Origin of the sequence: Aeromonas sp. 601039, from assembly GCF_049174415.1 — a bacterium.
Classification (GTDB): Bacteria; Pseudomonadota; Gammaproteobacteria; order Enterobacterales; family Aeromonadaceae; genus Aeromonas; species Aeromonas veronii_A.
Map to the genome: position 1 here is coordinate 59,506 of NZ_JAAKTL010000014.1, position 20,891 is coordinate 80,396.

The following is a 20,891-nucleotide window of genomic DNA, read 5'->3' on the forward strand; positions in this document are numbered from 1 at the left end:
GCCGATTATTGCTCAAACCACACTCGCGGTCGCCACCACTCGCCACTGCGCCGGTACCAGGGACCCAGATCTCGCTCGGCAGTGACGCTCAAGCCCGCTGCGGTGGGTTCGACCAGCATCGCCCCTTGCTGACCGGTGATCCACTGGCGGGCATCCCGATAGCGGGCCACCACATCGGGACGGGGAAAGCCCCACTGATTCATAAAACCGGCGCTGTGGATCACATCCTTTGCCGCCACCGCCGCGACAAACGAGGGTGTGGAGGAGGTGCGACTGCCATGATGGGGGCTCACCAGCAAGGTGCTGGCCAACCCCTCCCCCTCCAGCGCCACCAGCCGTTGCTCGGCTTGCCGCTCGATATCTGCGCTCAGCAGCACGCTGCGCTGCCCATCGCTGATACGCACCACGCAGCCATCATTATTGCGCCCGCCACCGGGGCGCTCGGGCCAGAGCACTGCAAACGAGAGCCCCTGCCAGCGCCACTGTTGCCCACGCTGGCACAGGGTGGTTCCCTCACTGAAGGGGTAAGAGGAGAACTCGTGACGCACCGGCATGGCGCTGAGCAGTCGCTTGCGATTGCCGGCATGGTCCCGATCCTTGTGGCTGATGATGAGGCGATCGATGACCCGGATCCCCAGATGGCTTAGCTGGGGCAGGATCACCGCGTCCGCCATGTTGTAGCCTCCGGGATAGCGATCACCTGTGTCATAGAGGATGGCACGCTCCCCCTTGCTGATCAGCACCGCCAGCCCTTGCCCCACATCCAGCACCCGCAGTTGCCAGCGGACTGGCGTTGGCCAGAGCGCCAACAACAGCGCACACAGACCCGGTAGCAACAGCCAACGTGCCGGGCGCCACTGCGCGGCGAACCAGAGCAGCAACAGCAGGGTGCAAAGCGGCAGCCACCAGCCGGGCAGTGGCCACCACAGTTGCAGTTGATCGGAAAGCCAGTTCAGGATCGTCAACACCCACCCGAGCCCTAAATCCGCCAGCCAGAACAGGCCGTAGGCAAGCGAGGTGGAGAGCGGCGCCAGCAGCACACCGATCAGGGCCAGCGGGATGATGGCGATACAAAAGAGCGGCACAGCCAACAGGTTGATCACCATGGCAAGGGGCGCTATCCCCTCGAACAACGCCAGTTGCAGCGGCAGCAGACCGAGTAGCAGCCAGAGCTGGATCTGCCAGAGCCCCGGCTTGTCGTGGACATATCCCACCAGCAGCAAGATGGCCACCGCCAGAAACGAGAGCCAGAAGCCGGCCGAATAGAGGGCGAAGGGATCCCAGAGGGTCAATACCACAAAGGCCCACAGCCAGATGCGCCAGGCCGGCCACTCTCGCCGACTCCAGCGCAACACGCTCCACACCAGCACCATGATCAGGGCCCGCTCGGTGGCCACAGCAAACCCGGCCAACGCGCTGTAGACGGCGGCAAAGAGCAGGGAGGTGATGATGGCGCCGCGCAGGCCAAACAACCTGCCCAACCACCACCCGAGCACCGCCACCAGCGCGATATGTTGCCCTGAGATGGCGATGATATGGGTCAGGCCGCTGCCGCGAAACAGCTCCCACTGGGCATCCGTGATGCCGCTCTGCTCGCCAAAAGTGAGCGCCGCCAGCAAGGGGGCATGGTCAAGCGGACGCCAACTCTCGGTCGCCGCCCCCAACCAGCGTTCGCGCCACCCCACAGGTGCCTGTTGAATGTCGATCACCCGACGCAGATTGCCAGTGGCGGTGATCCCCTTGCCCAGCAGCAGACGCCGCCCATCCAGCCCCGCCTCGTTGGCCAGACCGTGAGCCGGTTTCAACGAGGTCATCAGGGTGATCCGGCTACCTACCGTCATGGCTGGCAATGCCTGATAGGCATTGACCCGGATCAGGGGCTCAGGTGTCACCGGTTGTTCGTCGAGGATGCTCACCCGCAGCAGCAGCCGGACAAATTTATCCCCCTCGGGCTCTGCACTTTGCAGCTGTGCGGTTATCATGTGGCTCGTCTGATCGCCCAACCGCTCCAGCCAGGCCAGCCGATAGGCAAGATTGGCCTGCATCCAGAGGATGCCGAGCAGGAGAAACAGCCACCGCCAGGCACGGCAATATGCAAGGGGGATCAGCAGGGACAGCAACAGGCCCCCCCATGCGAGTGAAGGTAACCATGGCCAGAGCAGTGAGGAGCTTGCCCCCAGGGCAAACGACAACAGACGCAGATCCATGGAGCAAGTATTTAGCAAGGTTTCAATATGCCCAAACGACTCATTAAACGCTGGATGCCCGATCAGCAAACCCTGAAAGAACACAAGCACCTGCGGCTGTTCGGCAAACTGCTGCTCGATGCCAACCTCTGGCACCTCAACCGCCGCTCGGCTGCCGGGGCATTTGCGGTGGGCCTCTTCATGGCCTGGGTGCCGCTCCCCTGCCAGATGCTGCTGGCTGCCGGTGGAGCCATCCTGTGCCGGGTCAATCTGCCGCTCTCGGTGGCGCTGGTCTGGCTCTCCAACCCCTTTACCATGCCGCCCCTGCTCTATGGTGCCTATCTGGTGGGTTGCCAGCTGCTGGGACATTCAGCGCAGCAGATAGAGATTGAGTTCACTTGGGAGTGGTTGGTCTCGGTACTGGGCACAGTGGCACCACCGCTGTTGCTGGGCTCGCTGATCCTGGCACTGCTCAGTTCCCTTATCGGCTACACCCTGATCCGCACCTTCTGGCGGATCAGCACGGTGCGCCAGTGGCAAAAACGCAAGATGGCCCGCCCATGCTGAGTCGCTGGTTTGCCCGCTTCAAGCTAGATCCCGACACCCTGCGCCAGCAGAAGTGGTTTGCCCTGTTTGGTGAACGGCTGCTTGCCCCTGCCCTCTGGCAAGGGGGCACCCGCGCCCTGAGCGGCGCGGTAGCAGCCGGGATCTTCGCCTGCTGGTTCCCCATCCCGATGCACTCGCTCATCGCAGTCGGTCTGGCGCTGGCATTCAGCCTCAACCTGCCGCTGGCACTGCTGGCGGTCTGGTTCAACAATCCGCTGACGTTGCCGTTCATGTATCTCTACGCCTATCGCACCGGTTGTATGGTACTGCACCAGACGCCGGAGCCTTTCCACCTCAGCTGGACCCTCCACTGGCTGGAGCAGGAGGCGGCCACCCTGGTGCCTCCCTTCCTGCTCGGCAGCCTGCTGCTGGCGGTACTCACCGCCCTGAGCGGCGGCGTCCTGACCGCGCTGCTGTTACAACTGCGCAAGCTGTGGCAAGGTGCCCGCCACCAGTGAGTCCCCCTTCCTATCGTTTGACGATCAGCCGTTGGCGATCAAAAAAGCCCGTCACCAAGGTGACGGGCTTTTTCATGGCATAGTGCCGCATAGTGCCAGAGCACAAGGCAATGCGATTACAGCACCTTGGCAATGGCCTCGCACAGGGGATCGATGTTGGCGCGGGTGATCCCGGCCACGCTGATCCGGCCTGAGCCGACGATGTAGATGGCAAATTCGCTCTTGAGGCGCTCCACCTGATCCTTGGTGAGACCGGAGAAGGAGAACATGCCGTTCTGCTCGCGGATAAAGCTGAAATCCTGGCTCACGCCGAGGGCAGCCAGCTTCTCTACCAGCAGTTCGCGCATCTCGCGAATACGCACCCGCATGGCAGCCACTTCTTCGACCCACTCGGCATAGAGAGCCGGATCGCTCACCACGGCGGTAACCACTGCGGCACCGTGTGACGGCGGGTTGGAGTAGTTGGCACGGATCACGGTCTTGACCTGAGTGAAAGCCACATCGGCGATCTCCTTGGTCGCGCTGACCAGCGTGAAGGCGCCGACCCGCTCGTTATAGAGGCCGAAGTTCTTGGAGAAAGAGCTCGCCACCAGCAGCTCGTCATGGCACTCGGCGAAGATGCGCAGACCTTCGGCATCCTCTTCGATACCACGGGCAAAACCCTGATAGGCAAAGTCAAACAGCGGCAACCAGCCGGCAGCAGCACTCTGCTTGGCCAGCGCGCGCCACTGATCAGCTGTGGGGTCGATACCGGTCGGGTTGTGGCAGCAGCCGTGCAGCAGCACCAGCTCACCCGGCTGCACTTCGGCCAGCGAGGCCTGCATGGCGGCAAAGTCGAGCCCCTTGGCGGCGGCGTCGTAGTACTTGTACCACTTGACGGTCAGGCCCGCGGCCTGGAACACGCTGACGTGGTTGGCCCAGGTGGGATCGGAGATCCAGATGGTCTTGGCCAGACCGTTGCGCACCACGAATTCGGCCGCGATACGCAGGGCACCGGTGCCGCCCGGTGCTTGCGCGGTCTTGGCGCGGCCGCTGGCAACCAGCGCAGAGTGCTGCCCGAACAGCAGTTGCTGCACGATACGGCCATATTCGATATTGCCTTCAATACCGAGGTAGTTCTTGGTCTTCTCGTCGGTCAGCAGCTTCTGCTCGGCTTTCTTGACGCAGTGAAGAATGGGGGTAGCACCGGACTCGTCCTTGTAGATCCCTACGCCCAGATTGATCTTGTGGCTGCGAGAGTCAGCGCGGAAGGCTTCGGTCAGGCCCAGGATCGGATCCGCTGGGGCGGCAACAACCTTTTCAAACATGGTATTCCCTGTATTCCGTTGAGTTCGTTGGGTGGCAAAGCGGCTTGATAAACAAAAGCGCTCATCTGGCGAGCGCTTCGTCAACTCTTTATATCACCGCGTTCAATGGGGGAAAACCGCTTTTTGGCTCGCTTTCAGGCCAATTTCAACCAATGGCATGCCACGCTGGTGCCAGCGCGCACACCTCGGCCGACAAGCCACCATTGGACTCAACCAAACCGCTACAAACGGCTAACAATGGCTTGGGGATCCGGCTCGGCTCCCAGGGCCGAGCCTCAGTCAAAGGCTGGGCATACGCGCTGAGGATGGGGGCCAGATCACGGGGCAACCACCAGCTGGCCGGACGACCCAGCCGCTGGGCCAGCGCCTGTAGCCGATCCACCCCGGCAGGGTCGAGGGCGGTGAGATGACTCCACAGCACATTGGGGGGCAAGGCGGCCACCACCTGCTGCAAGGCCAGAGGAGCCGATGGGGGAGCCCACACCAGCAAGGTGCCGGGTTCAAGAGGCAGCTCGGCAAAGGCGCCGACGCTGTCTGTGGTGATCACCCGCTCGATGCTCCCCTCCCCCCACAGGATCTTGCCAAGACCCGCCAGGGTGCGCTCGGGCAGCGCCACCTCCCCCAGCGCCTGCAACCAGGGGGCTGCGTCGATCAGGGTGCCGCCGCTAAAAAAGAGGCTGAACGGCTGGGCGGCGCGCAAGCGCAACAGCTGATCGGCACAGAGCCGGATCCCCTTGTCCTCGAAATCGATCTGCTCGTTGGGGGTGAAGTTCACCTCTGACTTGCGATAGAGCGCCGCCAGCACCCGTTCGTTGACCTGCTCCCCCAATTGCCAGCCCTGAGCATGCAACCACTCCTCGGGCTCGGGGGGGGCGGTGGCGATCTCGGCCAGCATCAGCTCGCGGGTGAGATAGCGCCGTCCGGCCGGGGTGAGCTCATAGCTGTGGCTGCCATGGGCGAGCAACAGCTGGTTATCCTTGAGCAGGCCCACCAGCGGTTGCCACTGGCGGCCACGGATCACCACAGGTGAGTGGCTCAGCAACTGCTGCGCCAGTGCCCGCCATTCGGGGTGACTAAAGTCGATCAATTACAATCCATCCCTGTCAGTGCTCAATCGGATAAACAAACAGCCTGAAAAGGTACCGTTACAGGCCGATGACGCCAAGCCTCCCGCGCCAATTACGTGACCTCGCTCCCTGCAATGTTCTCCAAACAGAAGAGCCCACCGTGGGGTGGGCTCTTCCTTGGATAACACTCGACGCTTATTCGACGTTGAGGCGCAGTTCGGCGTCGTGCCAACCCAGTGGCAGGGTCAACAGCTGATCGATCAGCTCCCGGCGATCGGATTTCTCCAGATAGGCGAGATAGAGCGGGCGGCTCAGCGGCTGGCTCCCCTCCACCAGATGGAGCGCCCCCTTCTCGAGGAAGGGGCTGACCATCCGTCGTGGCAGGTAGGCAGCACCACCGTTGGCCAGCACAAATTGCAACGCCATGCTGGCGGAGCTGGAGTGCAGCACCGGGGTCTTTTGCAGACTCTGCAAGCGGCTGGGTTGCGGCTCGAAGCTGGTGCCCCAGTCGAGGTGGATGTGCGGCATCTGCATCAGGTTGTCGGCATTGGCGGCCGGATCCCGGCTCACCAGCTCGAACACCAGCTCACCGATGGGATGCAGGGCAATCTCGTCGATCTTGGTGGGTTCGGAGAGCAGGGCCAGATCGAGGGAGCGCTCCAGCAACTGGCGGCAGAGGTGCTCGCGGGAGGCGGTTTCCAGTCGCACCGCCAAACCGGGCGCCAGTGCATAGATGTGATTCAGCCAGTCGTTGAAATCGAGCTCCCAGAACACCGCGGGCGCGCCGATAGCCAACTGCTGGCTGAATCCTGGCGAGAGCGCCACATCCTGCTTGGCACGACCAAGTGTGTGCAAGATGGCGTCTGCGTAGGGCAGCAGACGCTCACCGGAGGCGGTCAGGCGGATGTTGTTGCGATGACGGGCAAACAGACTGACACCCAGTTGCTGCTCTAGCTGGCGGATCCGGAAACTCACCGCCGACTGGGTCAGGTAGAGATTTTCAGCAGCCCGGCCAAAATGCCGGGTCTTGCTCACCTCGATAAAGGTCCGAAGCAGCTCGGTATCCATTAATCGATGGACTCGTCACTGCCACCGCCGCTGCCACCACCGACATCAAAGCTACCGCCACCGCTGCTCTCTTCGCTGGCGCCGCCAACGACGGTGCAGAGGCGATGAACGCGCTTGGGACCAATCACCTTGAGGTACTTGAACCACACCTTGGCATGGGGGTTGGCACCGGCTTCGCCGGATTTGACCTGCTCGACGAAGGCGGACTCGACATCGTCACGGGGTGCAAGGTTGCCCTGGTAGAGTGCCAGCATGGCGGTACCATACTTTTCCAGACTGTCCGCTTCGGCCACAGTGAATTCGCCACTGCGACGCAGGCCACGGGGAAAATGTTTGAAGTCGTTGAAACGCTTGTCTGATTCGAAGCTCATAGTGCTCTTTTTTCTGGTTAGTTTGACCTTTGCGGGCAAGTATCATCAGGCCATCGCCGAGTGCAAAATCAATTTTCTCACTATGTTAATAAATATCTTTTATCGATGTCACTTTGCCCCATCGCTGACGCCGATTTTGTGGCATAATACACAAAAAACGTTGATAAATAATAAACTTATGTAAACGTGCAGCCAATTTACACGTCACTTTTTGGACTGTGTAGGCAAAAATAAAGCGCCATACGGCGCTTTATTTATCACATCAGGTGAACCAGCTGAACCTTTGGTTCAAACATGCTTACTCAATCATGGCCGGTTGGGCCAGGTTGTCGGCACGCCACAGACGGTAGCGCACTTCATACTCCTGCGGCACGTAGATCACGAACGGCAGTTTTGAGTTGTAGTTCACGAAGAAGCCCTGACCGTAGATCTGGACGAAGGTCTCTTTCTGCTGGTTATCCGGGCACATCATCAGGGTGCTGATGGGGTCGGAAACCTTGCCCAGTTTCAGGTAGTTGTAGCCCCAGCCTTTGACGCTGTGCTGTTCCAGGTTGCCTGCAAAACGCGGTACGTTGCAATCAACCATCATCTTTTTGCCGACCTGCAGCTCGACCATCATGTCGGCTTCTTTCTCGACTTCAGGCAGGCGGATCACCACACGTTCCTGATTCACGTCAGCGGCTGGGAACATGCTGATATCAAATTTTTTCGGCTCGGCGGCGAAGGCATGGCCACCCAGCAACAAGGCGCCCAGCAGGCTAAAACGCAATACGGTTTTCATCTGTACCTCATGGGGTTGGTTCAACGCCGCTAGACTAACCGCTCTGCCGATTTCATGCCAGCGATCTGCTACGTAAAAACTGCGTAAAATGATGCAGATCCGGCACACCATGACGTGATCTGGCTATTTTCTGACAGGGCGCACACTCCCGTTACGGGAACCTGAAACAAAAAGCGAGGCCAATTGGCCTCGCTTTGCATTCAAATGGCGCCAGAGTGCTATTTGGCCGCCTCTTGATGGGCCTTGATGACGGCGACCGCCTTGTCGGGGAAGTCGCTGAACACCCCATCCACATCGGCCTGATAGAGGAAGATGTTAAGGAGATCGGTGAAGTCCTTGGCATAGGCAGGGATCTGCCCCTCATCCTGACGGAAGGTATAGGGGTGAACTTTCAGGCCCGCAGCGTGGGCTTCTTTTACCATGCCGGTGAAGACCGGCTTGCCCAAAGTGCCCGGCTCGGTGACGATCATCGGCTTCCACGGTCCAATCCCTTCGGCATAGCTGGCGATGGTTTTCATCGCCCCCGGCTTGAACATCCAGTCATAGTTGTAGGGGGTTGCCTTGCCCTTGGCGTCGTAGACCATGGTCTCGTTCCAGTCGGTCTCGGCCATCAGTTGAACCAGTTTCAGATCCATACCCATGGCGGGCATCAGTTCGCTGTTGATGCGCTTGAGTTCATCGGCATCGAAGCACTGCAGATAGACCTTGTCATCCTTCCCGGTGTAGCCGTACTCCTTGAGCACCTTCAGCACCGCCTTGGAGATATCCTTGCCTTCGTGACGGAACAGCCAGGGCGCTTTGATCTCCGGATAGATGCCGATGTTCTTGCCGGTGCTCTTGTTGAGCCCCTGGATCATCTCTATCTCCTCCTGGAAGGTATGGATCTTGAAGTCTGACTTCCAGAGCGGGAAACGGGCCGGATAGACCGGCACCTGCTTGCCATCCACCAGCTGGAACGGCTCGGTCATACGCAGGGAACGCACCTCGTCCAGGGTAAAATCCACCACATAGTAACGGCCGTCCGGACGGGCACGGCCGGGGAAGCGCACCGCCACATCGGTGATGCCATCGAGGAAGTGATCGTGCATCACCACCAGCTGGTCATCCTTGGTCATCACCAGATCCTGCTCCAGATAGTCAGCCCCCATGCCATAGGCCAGCGCCTTGGACTCCAGGGTATGCTCGGGCAGGTAGCCGGAAGCGCCACGGTGGGCGATCACCACCTTGCCTTCATCGGCAGCCAACACGGGTAATGAGAGGGAGGCCCCAAGGCTCAAGGCGATGAGGGAAACGGCGAGTTTTTTCATATGTGATGCTCTTTATTATTGTGTGTAGGTAATTGTTCTATCAGAGGTTTGTTGCATATTTACGGTGGAAAGCGGTGGGCAGCAGCGCACTGCCCACCGTCACTCATCAGCTCGCCTTGCGCAGAGCCTGATGGTATTGGTCGAGCCAGATCTGCAGCATCTGCTGCTCTGACTCGTTCAGGCGCAGCCCCAGCTTGCTGCGGCGCCAGAGGATATCATCCAGTGAACAGGCCCACTCCCGCTCGATGAGATAACGCACTTCCGACTCGTAGAGACCGCCACCAAAGTGAATGCCGCGATCCTCTTTCAGCCATAGACGGGCATGGGCGCCATAGGCCTCGGCAATGCGCAGGGCACTGCGATCATCGAGCCAGTCAAACTCCAGCGCAAAGGCGCGGGCCAGCTCGCGCACCGAGCAGTCAAACTCGCCGCCGGGCAGCCGGCTGGTCGCAGTCCAGTCATCCCCCATCTGGCTGAACCAGGGCTTGAGCTTGTTGCAGGCGGCCTGCGCCAGCTTGCGATAGGTGGTGAGCTTGCCTCCAAACACCGACAAGAGCGGTGCACCGTCAGACTCGCCAGAAAGTTCGAGAGTGTAGTCGCGGGTCACCGCCTGCGGCGAGTCTGACTCGTCATCACAGAGCGGGCGCACCCCGGCGTAAGTCCAGATCACATCTTTCGGCGCAATTTGGCGAGTGAAGTGGGCGTTGACCACCTTGCACAGGTAGGTAATTTCGGCCTCGCTGATCTTCGCTTCCCGCGGGCTGCCGTGGTGCTCCACATCGGTGGTGCCGATGAGGGAGTAGTCCTGCTGATAAGGGATGACGAAGACGATGCGGTTGTCTTCGTTTTGCAGGATATAAGCCTCTTCGCGCTCATGGATGCGCGGCACTATCATGTGGCTGCCTTTAATAAGGCGAATGCCGCGGGGGGATTTCTCGTGCAGGCTCTCGTCATAGAAGGTCTTGACCCAGGGGCCCGCCGCATTGACCAGACCACGGCAGGTGACGGTGAACTGCTCGCCCCCTTCCCGCTCCAAAGTGAGCGTCCAGTGTTTGGAACCGCGCACCGCCTTGATGCAGCGAGTGCGGGTCTGCACATCGGCCCCCTTGTCACGGGCCATCATGGCGTTGAGCACAACCAGCCGGGCGTCGTCGACCCAAGCATCGGAATATTCAAACCCCTTGTTGATCCCCACGGTCAAACCATCTTGCGGCAGGAAGCGCACGCCACAGCTCCCCTTGAGCTTGTCGCGCTTGGCCAGATTGTCATAGAGGAACAGACCGGCACGGATCATCCAGGCCGGACGCAGGTGTGGACGGTGCGGCAGGCGAAAACGCATGGGACGCGCAATGTGAGGCGCCATACCGAGCAGCACCTCACGCTCCGCCAACGCCTCTTTGACCAGCCGGAATTCGTAATGCTCGAGATAGCGCAAACCGCCGTGGATCAGCTTGCTGGAGTTGGACGAGGTGGCAGAGGCGAGATCTTGCGCCTCAAACAGGGCAACCTTCAGACCCCGTCCTGCCGCATCGGCTGCGATGCCGACCCCGTTGATGCCGCCACCGACGACGACCAGATCATAATGTTCGCTCATGTTCACCTACTTTCATTTTTATGATTGCCATAACAGCAATGTTTGATTTCGCTCATTTTAGAACATGAAAATACAACAAACGAACATTTTATGATGAAAGTGTGATCGCCACAGCCCGTCAGAGGTGGCAAAGGGAACTGGTCAGCGGAACAAATGGCGTCGGGCCAACATCGGCGAGTTAATAGCCAAAAAAACCAGATTGAATAGTGGTTTTGGCAATACCCATAAAGGGGTGAGATGGGTGCAGGGATGGGAGACAAAAAAGAAAGGAGGCCGCCCTGACGGGCGACCGGCACAGCCTTGGCGTGTTTCGCCGTCAGCAGATGTGGCAAGCGATCTGGTGTTGCGCCATCAATCGCGTCAGCTTTTCCGGTGGCTCCTGATCGGTAAAGAGGGCGTGGATCTGGCTGAGATTGCCCAGATTGACCATGGCGTTGCGACCAAACTTGGTGTGGTCGGCGGCCAGGAACACCTGACGGGAGTGAGCGATAATGGCCTGGGCGATCTTCACCTCGTGATAGTCGAAATCGAGCAGGGAGCCGTCGTTGTCGATCCCCGAAATCCCGATGACGCCATAGTCCATGCGAAACTGACCGATAAAGTCGCGGGTCGCCTCCCCCACGATGCCGCCATCGCGGTTGCGGATCTCGCCACCGGCAATGATGACGGTGAAGTCATCCTTCGCCGTCAAAATGCTGGCCACGTTGAGGTTGTTGGTGACGATGCGTAGCTCGCGGTGATCGAGCAGGGCGCGGGCAATGGCTTCGGTGGTGGTACCTATGTCGATAAAGAGCGATGAGCCGTCAGGAATATTGGCCGCTACCTCGCGGGCGATGCGCTCTTTCTCCTTGAGTTGCATCACTTTACGGGCGCTGTAGGCGGTATTGACGGTACTCGAATGCAGGGAGGCACCGCCGTGATGGCGCCGGATCTTGTTCTGTTCGGCGAGATCGTTCAGATCCCGGCGAATGGTCTGGGGGCTGACGTCAAAGTGGGTCACCAGATCGTCGGTCGAGACAAATCCCTGCCGCGTCAGGACGTCCAGGATCTCCAGATGTCGTTGGGTTTGCTTCACGCTTGCACTCCGATGATGAGACAAAAAAAGGCCCCGGCAGATGCGGGGCCTTTTGGCAGTTTACCTGATCCCCTTTGGGATCAATAAGCTGAGGATCACGTTTTATGCCTTATGGGCAGCCGCTTTCTTGGCCGCAACGGCAATGTTCTCATGCTTGAGGGTCATCGCCAGCAGGATGATGGAGAGCACGCAGGAGACGGTCAGCACCATGAAGCCGCCATCCCAACCGAAGTGGTCAACGGTATAACCCAGCATGGCGTTGGCTGCCACGGCGCCGCCCAGATAACCGAACAGACCGGTGAAACCTGCCGCAGTACCGGCAGCTTTCTTCGGTGCCAGCTCAAGAGCATAGAGGCCGATCAGCATGACAGGGCCGTAGATCAGGAAGCCGATAGCCACCAGCGCCATCATGTCGATGGTCGGGTTGCCGGCCGGGTTGAACCAGTAAACCAGCACAGCCAGAGTCACCAGCACCATGAACAGGATACCGGCCGGTGCACGGCGGCCCTGGAACATCTTGTCAGAGATCCAGCCACACAGCAGGGTGCCCGGAATACCGGCCCACTCGTAGAGGAAGTAAGCCCAGGAGGAGTTGTCGACGGTGAAGTGCTTGGCCTCTTTCAGGTAGGTTGGCGCCCAGTCCAGCACACCGTAACGAATGAGGTAAACGAAAGCGTTAGCGATCGCAATGTACCACAGCAGTTTGTTGTGCAGCACGTACTTGACGAAGATCTCCTTGGCGGAGAACTCCTGCTCGTGGCTCTCGTTGTAATCCTTCGGATAGTCGTTCTTGTACTCCTCGATAGGAGGCAGACCGACCGATTGCGGGGTATCACGCATCACGAAGAAGGCGATCACTGCGATGGCGGCCGCCGCTGCCGCAGGCACATAGAAGGCACTTCGCCAGTCGTTGAACCAACCCATCCCGAGGATAAACAGCGGGCCAATCATGCCGCCACCCACGTTGTGCGCCACGTTCCAGACCGCAACCACTTCGCCGCGCTCTTTCTGTGACCACCAATGCACCATGGTGCGACCGCAGGGCGGCCAGCCCATTCCCTGTGCCCAACCGTTCAGGAACAACAGCACAAACATGATGGCAATGCTGGAGGTGGCCCAGTGCATGGTACCCATCATGAACATGATGGCAGCCGAGAGCAGCAGACCGGCGGAGAGGAAGTAACGGGCGTTGGAACGGTCAGAGACGTTCCCCATCAGAAATTTGGAGAGACCATAGGCAATGGAGACCCCGGAGAGCGCGAAACCGAGATCACCACGGGAAAAGCCCTGCTCGATCAGATAGGGCATCGCCAGACTGAAGTTTTTCCGTACCAGATAGTAGCCGGCGTAACCGAAGAAGATCCCGAAAAACACCTGCCAACGCATGCGTTTGTAGAAGGGGTCGACCTTGTCAGCCGGGAGCCTGTCGATGTGCGCCGCAGGCCTGAAGAGACTAAGCATGTTCTGCTTCCTTATTGTTGTTATGGGCGGTTGAGGATGCCCTGACCATTCCAACGAATCATGTGAGTCCACCGATTCGCAAGCGAGCCAATTGTGCTCATATGCGCTCATTTAATCTGTGATGCATGCTCAAATATTGCAGTTTTATTACAAATAAAAGCTCCAAATGAGAAATCGCTCAGCAAGCGCCAGCCCTTGTGTGGCAAGGGTTGCAAGCTACCCCCTAAGTGGTAAGCGGCTGTTATCAAGATGCTTTACGTCACATTTTCTTAGCAATGAGTGGGATCTTGTCCACATTTCCTATGGAGGGGGGATGGTGAAATTAGCGGGAAGGGTTATTTTCTGTCACGACCGATAACGAGCGCAAACGAGCATAACGTTTGCGCAAGACGCAAAAACAACAAGGAAACGTTTTCGGCAGCAACGGATAGACACAAAAAGATAGAACGGAACATCAAACCTCTACGGGTGGATATAAGGAATAAAAGTATGAGCATACAAAGACCCAATACCCTGCTTGGCGAATGCATCGCCGAGTTTATCGGAACCGGCCTGCTGATATTTTTCGGTGTCGGATGTGTGGCCGCACTGGTGCTGGCAGGCGCCAACTTCGGGCAGTGGGAAATTTCCATTACCTGGGGTCTGGGTGTGGCCATCGCCATCTATGTGACCGGCGGTATTTCAGGTGCCCACCTGAACCCGGCCGTCACCCTGGCGCTGATGACCTTCTGCGGGTTCGACAAGCGCAAGGTGGTGCCCTACATCATCGCCCAGATGGCCGGTGCCTTCTGCTTCGCGGCCCTTGTCTACTTCCTTTATGGTAACCTTTTCACCCAATGGGAAGTGACCCATAACGTGGTGCGCGGCAGTGTCGAGAGCCTCGGCACCGCCGGGATCTTCTCCACCTACCCCAATGCCCTGCTGACCAACATGCAAGCTTTTGCCGTCGAGCTGGTGATCACCGCTGTCCTGATGCTGGGCATCATGGCGCTGGGTGACAACAACAACGGCGCCCCCAAGGGTTTCGCTGCCGCCCTGCTGATCGGTATCCTGATCGCGGTGATCGGTGCCTCCCTTGGCCCGTTAACCGGTTTTGCCATGAACCCGGCCCGTGACTTTGGTCCGAAACTGTTCGCGTTCTTTGCTGGCTGGGGTGATGTTGCCCTGACCGGTGGTCGTGACAACCCCTACTTCTGGGTTCCGATCCTTGGCCCCATCGTTGGCGCCCAGATTGGTACCGCTCTGTATGTCAAAGTGCTGGCTCCCTGCGTCCCGGGCAACCGTGTCGTCACCACCGAGCAAGCTACCCAAACCGCCAAAGAAGAGGCTGCCGCATAAGAGCGGCCCCCTCCAACGTATAAAAACGTGGAAAATAGAAACGTGGAGAACATCATGTCTGCTGAAAAGAAATATGTCGTCGCTCTGGACCAGGGAACCACCTCTTCCCGCGCCATCGTGTTTGATCAGGATGCCAATATTGTCGGTACCTCCCAGCGCGAATTCACCCAGCACTACCCGAAAGCGGGCTGGGTAGAGCACGACCCGATGGAGATCTGGGCGACCCAATCCTCCGTCTTTACCGAAGTGCTGGCCAAGACTGGCCTGCGCAGCGAAGAGATCGCCGCCATCGGTATCACCAACCAGCGTGAAACCACAGTGGTATGGGAAAAGGCCACCGGCAAGCCCATCTACAACGCCATCGTCTGGCAGTGCCGCCGCACCGCCGCCATCTGCGAAGAGCTCAAAGCTCGCGGTCTGGAAGAGTATGTTCGCGAGAACACCGGCCTGGTGCTGGATGCCTACTTCTCCGGTACCAAGGTGAAGTGGATCCTCGACAACGTGGAAGGTGCCCGCGAGAAGGCGATGAACGGCGAGCTGCTGTTCGGCACCATCGACACCTGGCTGGTCTGGAAGATGACCAATGGCGAAGTGCACGTCACCGACCCGACCAACGCCTCCCGTACCATGCTCTACAACATCCGCGAGCTGAAATGGGACGAGAAAATGCTGGACGAGCTGGGCATCCCCATGTCCATGCTGCCGGAAGTGAAACCCTCTTCCGAAGTGTACGGCTACACCACCCGTGGTGGCGGCTCCCGCATCCCCATCGCCGGTATCGCCGGTGACCAGCAGTCTGCCCTGTTCGGCCAGCTCTGCTTTGAAAAAGGGATGGCCAAGAACACCTACGGCACCGGCTGCTTCATGCTGATGAACACCGGCACCGAGCCGGTTCGCTCCAGCAACGGCCTGCTGACTACCGTTGCCATCGGCCCGAAAGGGGAAGTGAACTACGCGCTGGAAGGTGCGGTGTTTATGGGCGGCGCCACCATCCAGTGGCTGCGTGACGAGCTGAAGATCATTCACGATGCCCGCGATACCGACTACTTCGCCTCCAAGGTGGGTGACACCAACGGCGTCTATCTGGTACCGGCCTTCGTCGGCCTAGGCGCGCCCTACTGGGATCCCTATGCTCGCGGCACCATGGTCGGCCTGACCCGTGGCGCCAACCGCAACCACATCATCCGTGCCGCGCTGGAATCCATCGCCTATCAGAGCCGCGATGTGCTGGATGCCATGCAGCAAGACTCCGGCATCAAGCTGGCTGCGCTGAAAGTAGACGGCGGCGCCGTGGCCAACGACTTCCTGATGCAGTTCCAGGCTGACATGATGCACACCCCTGTGGTGCGTCCGACCCGCATCGAGACCACCGCCATGGGCGCCGCCTTCCTAGCGGGTCTGGCAGTCGGCTTCTGGAAGAGCTCCGACGAGCTGGAAGACAAGTTCAGCGTGGACCGCGAGTTCATCCCGCAGATGGACAGAGACGATCGCGCCAAGCGCTACAACGGCTGGAAAAAAGCGGTTGAGCGTTCACGCCGTTGGGCTGAAGAGGATTGATCGGGCTCCCGACATTCCGTTGAGATAAACACCAAGGAGGCCGACCATCACGTCGGCCTCTTTTTGTCTACCCCTTGCCGGCCCTCCCCTCCCGTTGCTCCCCCTGTTTTTATCTGGTGAATCTTGTTCTCACCAACCGTCACAACACAATTGAGTTCTCTATCTATAATCATCATCTGGGTCGCATATGCGGCCTTTCTTTATGGAGGAGAGAAATATGGAGAGGGCGATACACCGTTTTACACTGCACTCACTCTGGTCAGGGCTCGGGATCCGCACCCGGATCCTCTCCGGCGTAGCGATACTGATGGTTATCGCCATCAGTTGCATCACCCTGATCCTCGAGCAGATATCCCACACGCAGGCACAGCAGCGGGTCGAACGCTATGAGCTGCCAAGCAGTGTGGACCGCATTGCCAACCAGCTGACCGCCCAGCTGACCCAGCACCTGACCGAGGCGCAAGCGCTCGCCAGCAACAGCTTCGTCATCGACTGGCTGACCGCTGGCATGCCAGAAGCTGAGTGGCCCGAGATGGAGCGCTACTTTCAGGCTCTGCAACGACGTCTCGGCGGTAACGTCTTTATTGCCCCTCGCCAGACCAACACCTTGCTCAACTTCAGTGACGGCCCCACCGCCCAGAAAGCGCTGAGCGAGTCAGACCCGAAAGATGAGTGGTTTTACGGTTTTCTCCAGCGCAATCAACCTTACGAACTGAACCTCGACATCTCCGATTTCAACCAGCGTGCCTCCCTCTATATCAATACCGCCGTCACCCACGAGGGCAATACCCTGGCGGTGGCCGGTACCTCCATCGACATGAGCACCCTGAGCAAGCTCATCAGCAGCTATCGGATCGGCAAGAGCGGTCAGGTCTATCTGGCGGACATGGAAGGCAATATCGAGATCCACCCCGCACTGGAGCAAAAAGATGCCGCTCACCATCAACAATCCTTTCTCGATACCGTCAAACGGCTTATCCCCAAGGCTGGGGAACAGGTGGCAGTTGAGGCACTGACGCTGGAGGGAGAAACCTACCTTCTTGCTGTACGCTACATCCCCACCCTCAACCGGCTGCTGATTGGCGAGATCAACAGCGCCGAGTTGGAAGAGGGATTACATGAGTCACGCCAGCTCATCATCATGGTGTCGCTCGCCATCGGCACTCTGGCGATGCTGGCCTCCGCCTGGTTGGCTCACTCCATCAGTCGCCCGATTCGTCAGGCTGCCGATGGCATGCACCACATCACCGCCGATCGGGATCTGGCGACCCGCCTCGACTTCTCCGACGAGTCGGAGCTGGGCCAGATGGCCCAGAGCTTCAACCGGCTGATCCAGAGTCTTAACCAGAGCTTCTCCCGCTTCCAACAATCGGGGAGTGCCCTCTCCGCCCAATCCTCGCAAACCCTTCATCAGGCGCAGGCACTGGCGGGAGAAGCGTGCCAGCAGGCAAGGAGCATCCAAGAACTGACCAATGTAGTCGCTGCCATCGGCAGCAATGCCGAGCAGATCGCCAGCCGTTCCGAGGGGGTCAGCGACGTGACCCGGCGCATCGCTGACCACATGCTCAGTGTCGAACAGGATGTGATCCAGAGTGCCGATCGTCTCGATACTTTGCGCAGCAGCATCGGCACCTCGTCCGCGCTGCTTGAAGAGGTGGTCAGGGACAGCAACAACATCACCCAGATCATGAACCTCATCCGCGATGTCTCGAACCAGACCAACCTGCTGGCCCTCAATGCCGCTATCGAGGCTGCCCGGGCAGGGGATATGGGGCGGGGCTTTGCGGTGGTGGCCGACGAGGTGCGCCAACTGGCGGTGCGCACCCAGACCGCCACCAAGGATGTGCAGGATCTTATCTTGCGTCTGCAGGAGGGTACCCGGCAGGCCAGCAGCTCGATGGCAGGCTCCCACACCCTGAGCGAAGAGGGCTATAGCCGGATGCATCAAGCTAGAGAGGTGCTGGTCGATGCCACCAGCCAAATTAACCAGACAGCAAGGGAACTCAACGAAATCAGCGCGCTGGCACAAGCTCAGGATCAACAGATGGGGCAAGCCAGAGCTGCGCTTGACGAGCTCGCCATGGTGGCCGAGCATCAGCGTGAACACGCAGAGGAGAGCAATGCCGCCAGCCGCGAACTGTTCGAATTGGCCAAAGCCATCGACGAGCAGATCCGCCAATACCGGATTGGCTAGGCCCGGCGCTTCCCCCTCCTCTTCTCAATAACCAAGACGCCACCTCAGGGTGGCGTTTTCATTTTGCAAATCATTTTGCCTGCGCTCTCGAAACGGGAATGACGAGCAAGAGCACAACACATTGATTATTAACATGAAAAAATGTGGAACAGCCATTGCTTAGTGATATCAGACTCAACAGAGGGATATCGCCATGAAACCCACCACCACTCAAGCGCCCGTAGCTCACGTCGCCACTCAAAAAGAGACCCTGACCCCCCGCGAAGGCACCTTCCTGATGATGGTGGCCCAACTGGTGGTGCTCACCTGCATCGTACTGGCCGCCACCGTCGGCGGCCTCTCCTGGCAGTGGACCCTGCTGCTGGCCATTCCACCGGTGATCGGCGGCGCCCTGCTCAGCCGGGTATGGCGCAAATTGCCCCGCTAACTGCGCTTCAGCTCACACACCTTCCCGAACCGGCGGCCGACCCTCAAGTCGGCCGTCTGTTTATCTGCCGCCTGGCTCATGCTGATTGGCCGCAACGAAGGCGCGGCTTGTTTTTCGTTAAGCAAACCGCAACGACGAACCGTTCAAACAAACCGCACAAACCAACCTGAACTACAGGGTATGGCTGCCCAGCTGCTCTTTGAGAAAATCGAGCCAGACCCGCAGCCGGATATCCCGCTGGGCATCGGAGTAGAAGACCGCATTGATGGGGCGCGAGGCGCCACTGTTGCTGCGGGCCAGCACCTCCACCAGCGCGCCGCTCTCCCGATCCGGCCCGGTCATGAAATCTGACAGACAGACGATCCCCTGCCCCGCCAACGCCAGCTGACGCAAGGTTTCGCCGCTGCTGGCTCGCAGGCTGGGGGTAATGGCAAAGCGATCCCCCTGCTCGGCACTGAGCAGCGGCCAGTGGTTGAGGTGATCGGGATGCAAAAAGCCGAGCAGCTCGTGACCGCTCAGCAGATCCGCCGGTTGGCGCGGGGTGCCGCGCTCGCTCAAATAGCCAGGGGAAGCCAGCAGCCGCAACCGCGAACGGCCCAGTGGCAGTGCGCGCAGTGAGGAGTCGGTCAGCTCGCCGATGCGGATGGCCATGTCCACCCGCCGCTCCATCAGATTGATAAAGCCCTCCGAACTGTGCAGCTGCAACTCGATGGCAGGGTAGCGGCGGCGAAACTCGCCGATGATCGGCACCAGCCGGTGCAGAATAAAGGGGGTAGCGGCATCTACCCGCAAGATCCCCTCTGGTTGCTCCCGGCGCATCAGCAGATGCCCCTCCGCCTCGCTCATCTCGGTCAGGATCTTCACCGCCCGCTGATAGAACCAACTCCCCTCCTCGGTCAGACTGACCCGGCGGGTGGTGCGATTGAGCAAAACGGTTGAGAGCTTCTCCTCCAGCCGCTTGATGCCACGGCTCACCACCGAGTTGTCCATGCCGAGGTTCTCCGCCGCCTGGCGAAAACTGCCCGCCTCCACCACCGCCACAAACAGGGTCAGTTCATCAGAATGGGTCTTCATTGCTGTTATCCGGACAAGAGTAATGGGCCTTTATAGGCGCAGCCGCTGTGGATTGGCAAGCGTGCGGTGAGGCCAGTTCTTTTTTCTACAGAAAAAGAACGTGACCGCGAGCCCACATCATGCCCGCGATTTGTCAGTACAATGCAGCCTGAAAAGCACCGTATGACACCACTTATTTCACAAGGATGAATACCATGACATTTGAAGAGCGGCTGGCCGCCGCCCATCAGGAGCTGGCTAACAAAGGGGTATGGCAGTCCAACTACAATCCCCCCTTGTTCTGGTTGTTGCGCCAACTGGGTTGGTCTGTCAAACCGCCACATTACGAGAGCTGGCTTACCAACTTTCTGGTATTTGGCATCGGCCTTGGACTGATCTGGAGCATACTGTTGTGGTTTTTCAGCTGGCAACCCATGGGAATGGATCTGCTATTTGCTCTACGTCAAACCGCATTTTTTGCGGGATTTATCGGCCTCATTATGGCCAGTGTCCTCAGGTTACGGCATAAGCAACTTAAACTGACCCCGTGGGAACAACTTGCTGAGCCCAGCGATGCTGATGATGAGGGAGACGAACTGAATGAAAGCCCATGAAAAACTGGACTATGTGGAGTTTGCTGCGCGAGATCTTGCCGCTACCAAGGCATTCTTTCAGGCCGTATTTGGCTGGCAATTTGTCGATTACGGCCCCGACTACTGCGCCTTTGCCGATGAGGAGCTGGATGGCGGCTTCTATCGGGCGGATCAGTGCAACCTGACAGATCAGGGCGGCGCCCTGCTGGTCTTCTACAGCGCAGATATTGAAGCGACCCAAGCCAAGGTGAGCCAACACGGAGGCATCATCAACCGCCCTCTTTTCGATTTTCCCGGTGGCCGTCGTTTCCACTTCGTTGAGCCCAGCGGCAATGAGTTTGCCGTCTGGGCTGAACCGGCTTGTGCGTGATGGGTTAGTGGGAGAAGCATCCACACGATGCGCCCCAACAATATCCATAATCAGCCGTGATCTCTTACAAATATCTAA

General features: G+C 59.1%; 19 protein-coding genes. 8 read left to right on the plus strand and 11 right to left on the minus strand.

Annotation, left to right across the window (positions count from 1 at the left end):
• Nucleotides 1-5: 5 nt before the first annotated feature.
• Nucleotides 6-2,207, minus strand: coding sequence for a DNA internalization-related competence protein ComEC/Rec2 (locus G5195_RS12920; RefSeq protein ID WP_421223339.1), 2,202 nt, complete (start codon nucleotides 2,205-2,207; stop codon nucleotides 6-8).
• Between the two features lie 27 nt (nucleotides 2,208-2,234).
• On the opposite strand from G5195_RS12920, the gene G5195_RS12925 reads away from it, so the two are divergent.
• Together G5195_RS12925 and G5195_RS12930 are read left to right on the plus strand one after the other, a co-directional pair.
• Nucleotides 2,235-2,753, plus strand: coding sequence for a DUF2062 domain-containing protein (locus G5195_RS12925; RefSeq protein ID WP_005350890.1), 519 nt, complete (start codon nucleotides 2,235-2,237; stop codon nucleotides 2,751-2,753).
• Complete coding sequence (locus tag G5195_RS12930) at nucleotides 2,747-3,250, plus strand: DUF2062 domain-containing protein (RefSeq protein WP_421223354.1); 504 nt, start codon at nucleotides 2,747-2,749, stop codon at nucleotides 3,248-3,250. Before G5195_RS12925 ends, G5195_RS12930 begins: the two co-directional genes overlap by 7 nt.
• 116 nt (nucleotides 3,251-3,366) lie before the next feature.
• On the opposite strand, the gene G5195_RS12935 is transcribed toward G5195_RS12930, so the two are convergent.
• From G5195_RS12935 to glpT, 9 genes are all read right to left on the minus strand, one after another.
• Nucleotides 3,367-4,557: an amino acid aminotransferase gene (locus G5195_RS12935; RefSeq protein ID WP_421223341.1), complete on the minus strand. Its 1,191-nt coding sequence runs from the start codon at nucleotides 4,555-4,557 to the stop codon at nucleotides 3,367-3,369.
• A gap of 145 nt (nucleotides 4,558-4,702) precedes the next feature.
• Nucleotides 4,703-5,644 carry a hypothetical protein gene (locus G5195_RS12940; protein WP_421236211.1) on the minus strand — a complete coding sequence of 314 codons (942 nt, stop codon included), beginning with the start codon at nucleotides 5,642-5,644 and terminating at the stop codon, nucleotides 4,703-4,705.
• A gap of 175 nt (nucleotides 5,645-5,819) precedes the next feature.
• Nucleotides 5,820-6,692 carry an HTH-type transcriptional regulator HdfR gene (gene hdfR, locus G5195_RS12945; protein WP_421223345.1) on the minus strand — a complete coding sequence of 291 codons (873 nt, stop codon included), beginning with the start codon at nucleotides 6,690-6,692 and terminating at the stop codon, nucleotides 5,820-5,822.
• Nucleotides 6,692-7,063, minus strand: coding sequence for a DUF413 domain-containing protein (locus G5195_RS12950; protein ID WP_005350885.1), 372 nt, complete (start codon nucleotides 7,061-7,063; stop codon nucleotides 6,692-6,694). The genes hdfR and G5195_RS12950 overlap by 1 nt, the downstream gene beginning before the upstream one ends.
• A gap of 298 nt (nucleotides 7,064-7,361) precedes the next feature.
• A complete protein-coding gene (gene eco, locus G5195_RS12955; RefSeq protein WP_005337529.1) occupies nucleotides 7,362-7,844 on the minus strand; it encodes a serine protease inhibitor ecotin in 483 nt (160 codons plus the stop codon).
• A 218-nt stretch (nucleotides 7,845-8,062) separates the two neighbouring features.
• Entirely contained in the window at nucleotides 8,063-9,151 is a 1,089-nt protein-coding gene (glpQ, locus tag G5195_RS12960; protein WP_103251021.1) for a glycerophosphodiester phosphodiesterase, read from the minus strand.
• Between the two features lie 106 nt (nucleotides 9,152-9,257).
• Nucleotides 9,258-10,745, minus strand: a complete 1,488-nt coding sequence (gene glpD / locus G5195_RS12965; RefSeq protein ID WP_421223346.1) for a glycerol-3-phosphate dehydrogenase — start codon at nucleotides 10,743-10,745, stop codon at nucleotides 9,258-9,260.
• A 316-nt stretch (nucleotides 10,746-11,061) separates the two neighbouring features.
• Nucleotides 11,062-11,820: a DeoR/GlpR family transcriptional regulator gene (locus G5195_RS12970; protein ID WP_005347045.1), complete on the minus strand. Its 759-nt coding sequence runs from the start codon at nucleotides 11,818-11,820 to the stop codon at nucleotides 11,062-11,064.
• A 102-nt stretch (nucleotides 11,821-11,922) separates the two neighbouring features.
• A complete protein-coding gene (glpT, locus tag G5195_RS12975) occupies nucleotides 11,923-13,281 on the minus strand; it encodes a glycerol-3-phosphate transporter (protein ID WP_005337540.1) in 1,359 nt (452 codons plus the stop codon).
• A 489-nt stretch (nucleotides 13,282-13,770) separates the two neighbouring features.
• On the opposite strand from glpT, the gene G5195_RS12980 reads away from it, so the two are divergent.
• The 4 genes from G5195_RS12980 (at nucleotide 13,771) to G5195_RS12995 (ending at nucleotide 18,797) form a co-directional block, all read left to right on the plus strand.
• Nucleotides 13,771-14,619, plus strand: a complete 849-nt coding sequence (locus tag G5195_RS12980) for an MIP/aquaporin family protein (protein ID WP_005350866.1) — start codon at nucleotides 13,771-13,773, stop codon at nucleotides 14,617-14,619.
• A gap of 54 nt (nucleotides 14,620-14,673) precedes the next feature.
• Entirely contained in the window at nucleotides 14,674-16,176 is a 1,503-nt protein-coding gene (gene glpK / locus G5195_RS12985; RefSeq protein ID WP_204477386.1) for a glycerol kinase GlpK, read from the plus strand.
• A gap of 217 nt (nucleotides 16,177-16,393) precedes the next feature.
• The gene (locus G5195_RS12990; protein ID WP_421236212.1) at nucleotides 16,394-18,370 is read left to right on the plus strand and encodes a methyl-accepting chemotaxis protein; all 1,977 of its coding nucleotides are present in this window, start codon (nucleotides 16,394-16,396) and stop codon (nucleotides 18,368-18,370) included.
• 193 nt (nucleotides 18,371-18,563) lie between these two features.
• Entirely contained in the window at nucleotides 18,564-18,797 is a 234-nt protein-coding gene (locus G5195_RS12995; protein WP_421223350.1) for a hypothetical protein, read from the plus strand.
• 171 nt (nucleotides 18,798-18,968) lie between these two features.
• On the opposite strand, the gene G5195_RS13000 is transcribed toward G5195_RS12995, so the two are convergent.
• Entirely contained in the window at nucleotides 18,969-19,871 is a 903-nt protein-coding gene (locus G5195_RS13000; protein ID WP_266135070.1) for a LysR substrate-binding domain-containing protein, read from the minus strand.
• Between the two features lie 194 nt (nucleotides 19,872-20,065).
• Here G5195_RS13000 and G5195_RS13005 point away from each other — a divergent pair, with 194 nt between their 5' ends.
• Both G5195_RS13005 and G5195_RS13010 read left to right on the plus strand, forming a co-directional pair.
• Nucleotides 20,066-20,464, plus strand: coding sequence for a DUF6404 family protein (locus G5195_RS13005; protein WP_266135071.1), 399 nt, complete (start codon nucleotides 20,066-20,068; stop codon nucleotides 20,462-20,464).
• Nucleotides 20,451-20,813, plus strand: a complete 363-nt coding sequence (locus G5195_RS13010; RefSeq protein WP_266135072.1) for a VOC family protein — start codon at nucleotides 20,451-20,453, stop codon at nucleotides 20,811-20,813. Before G5195_RS13005 ends, G5195_RS13010 begins: the two co-directional genes overlap by 14 nt.
• Nucleotides 20,814-20,891 lie beyond the last annotated feature (78 nt).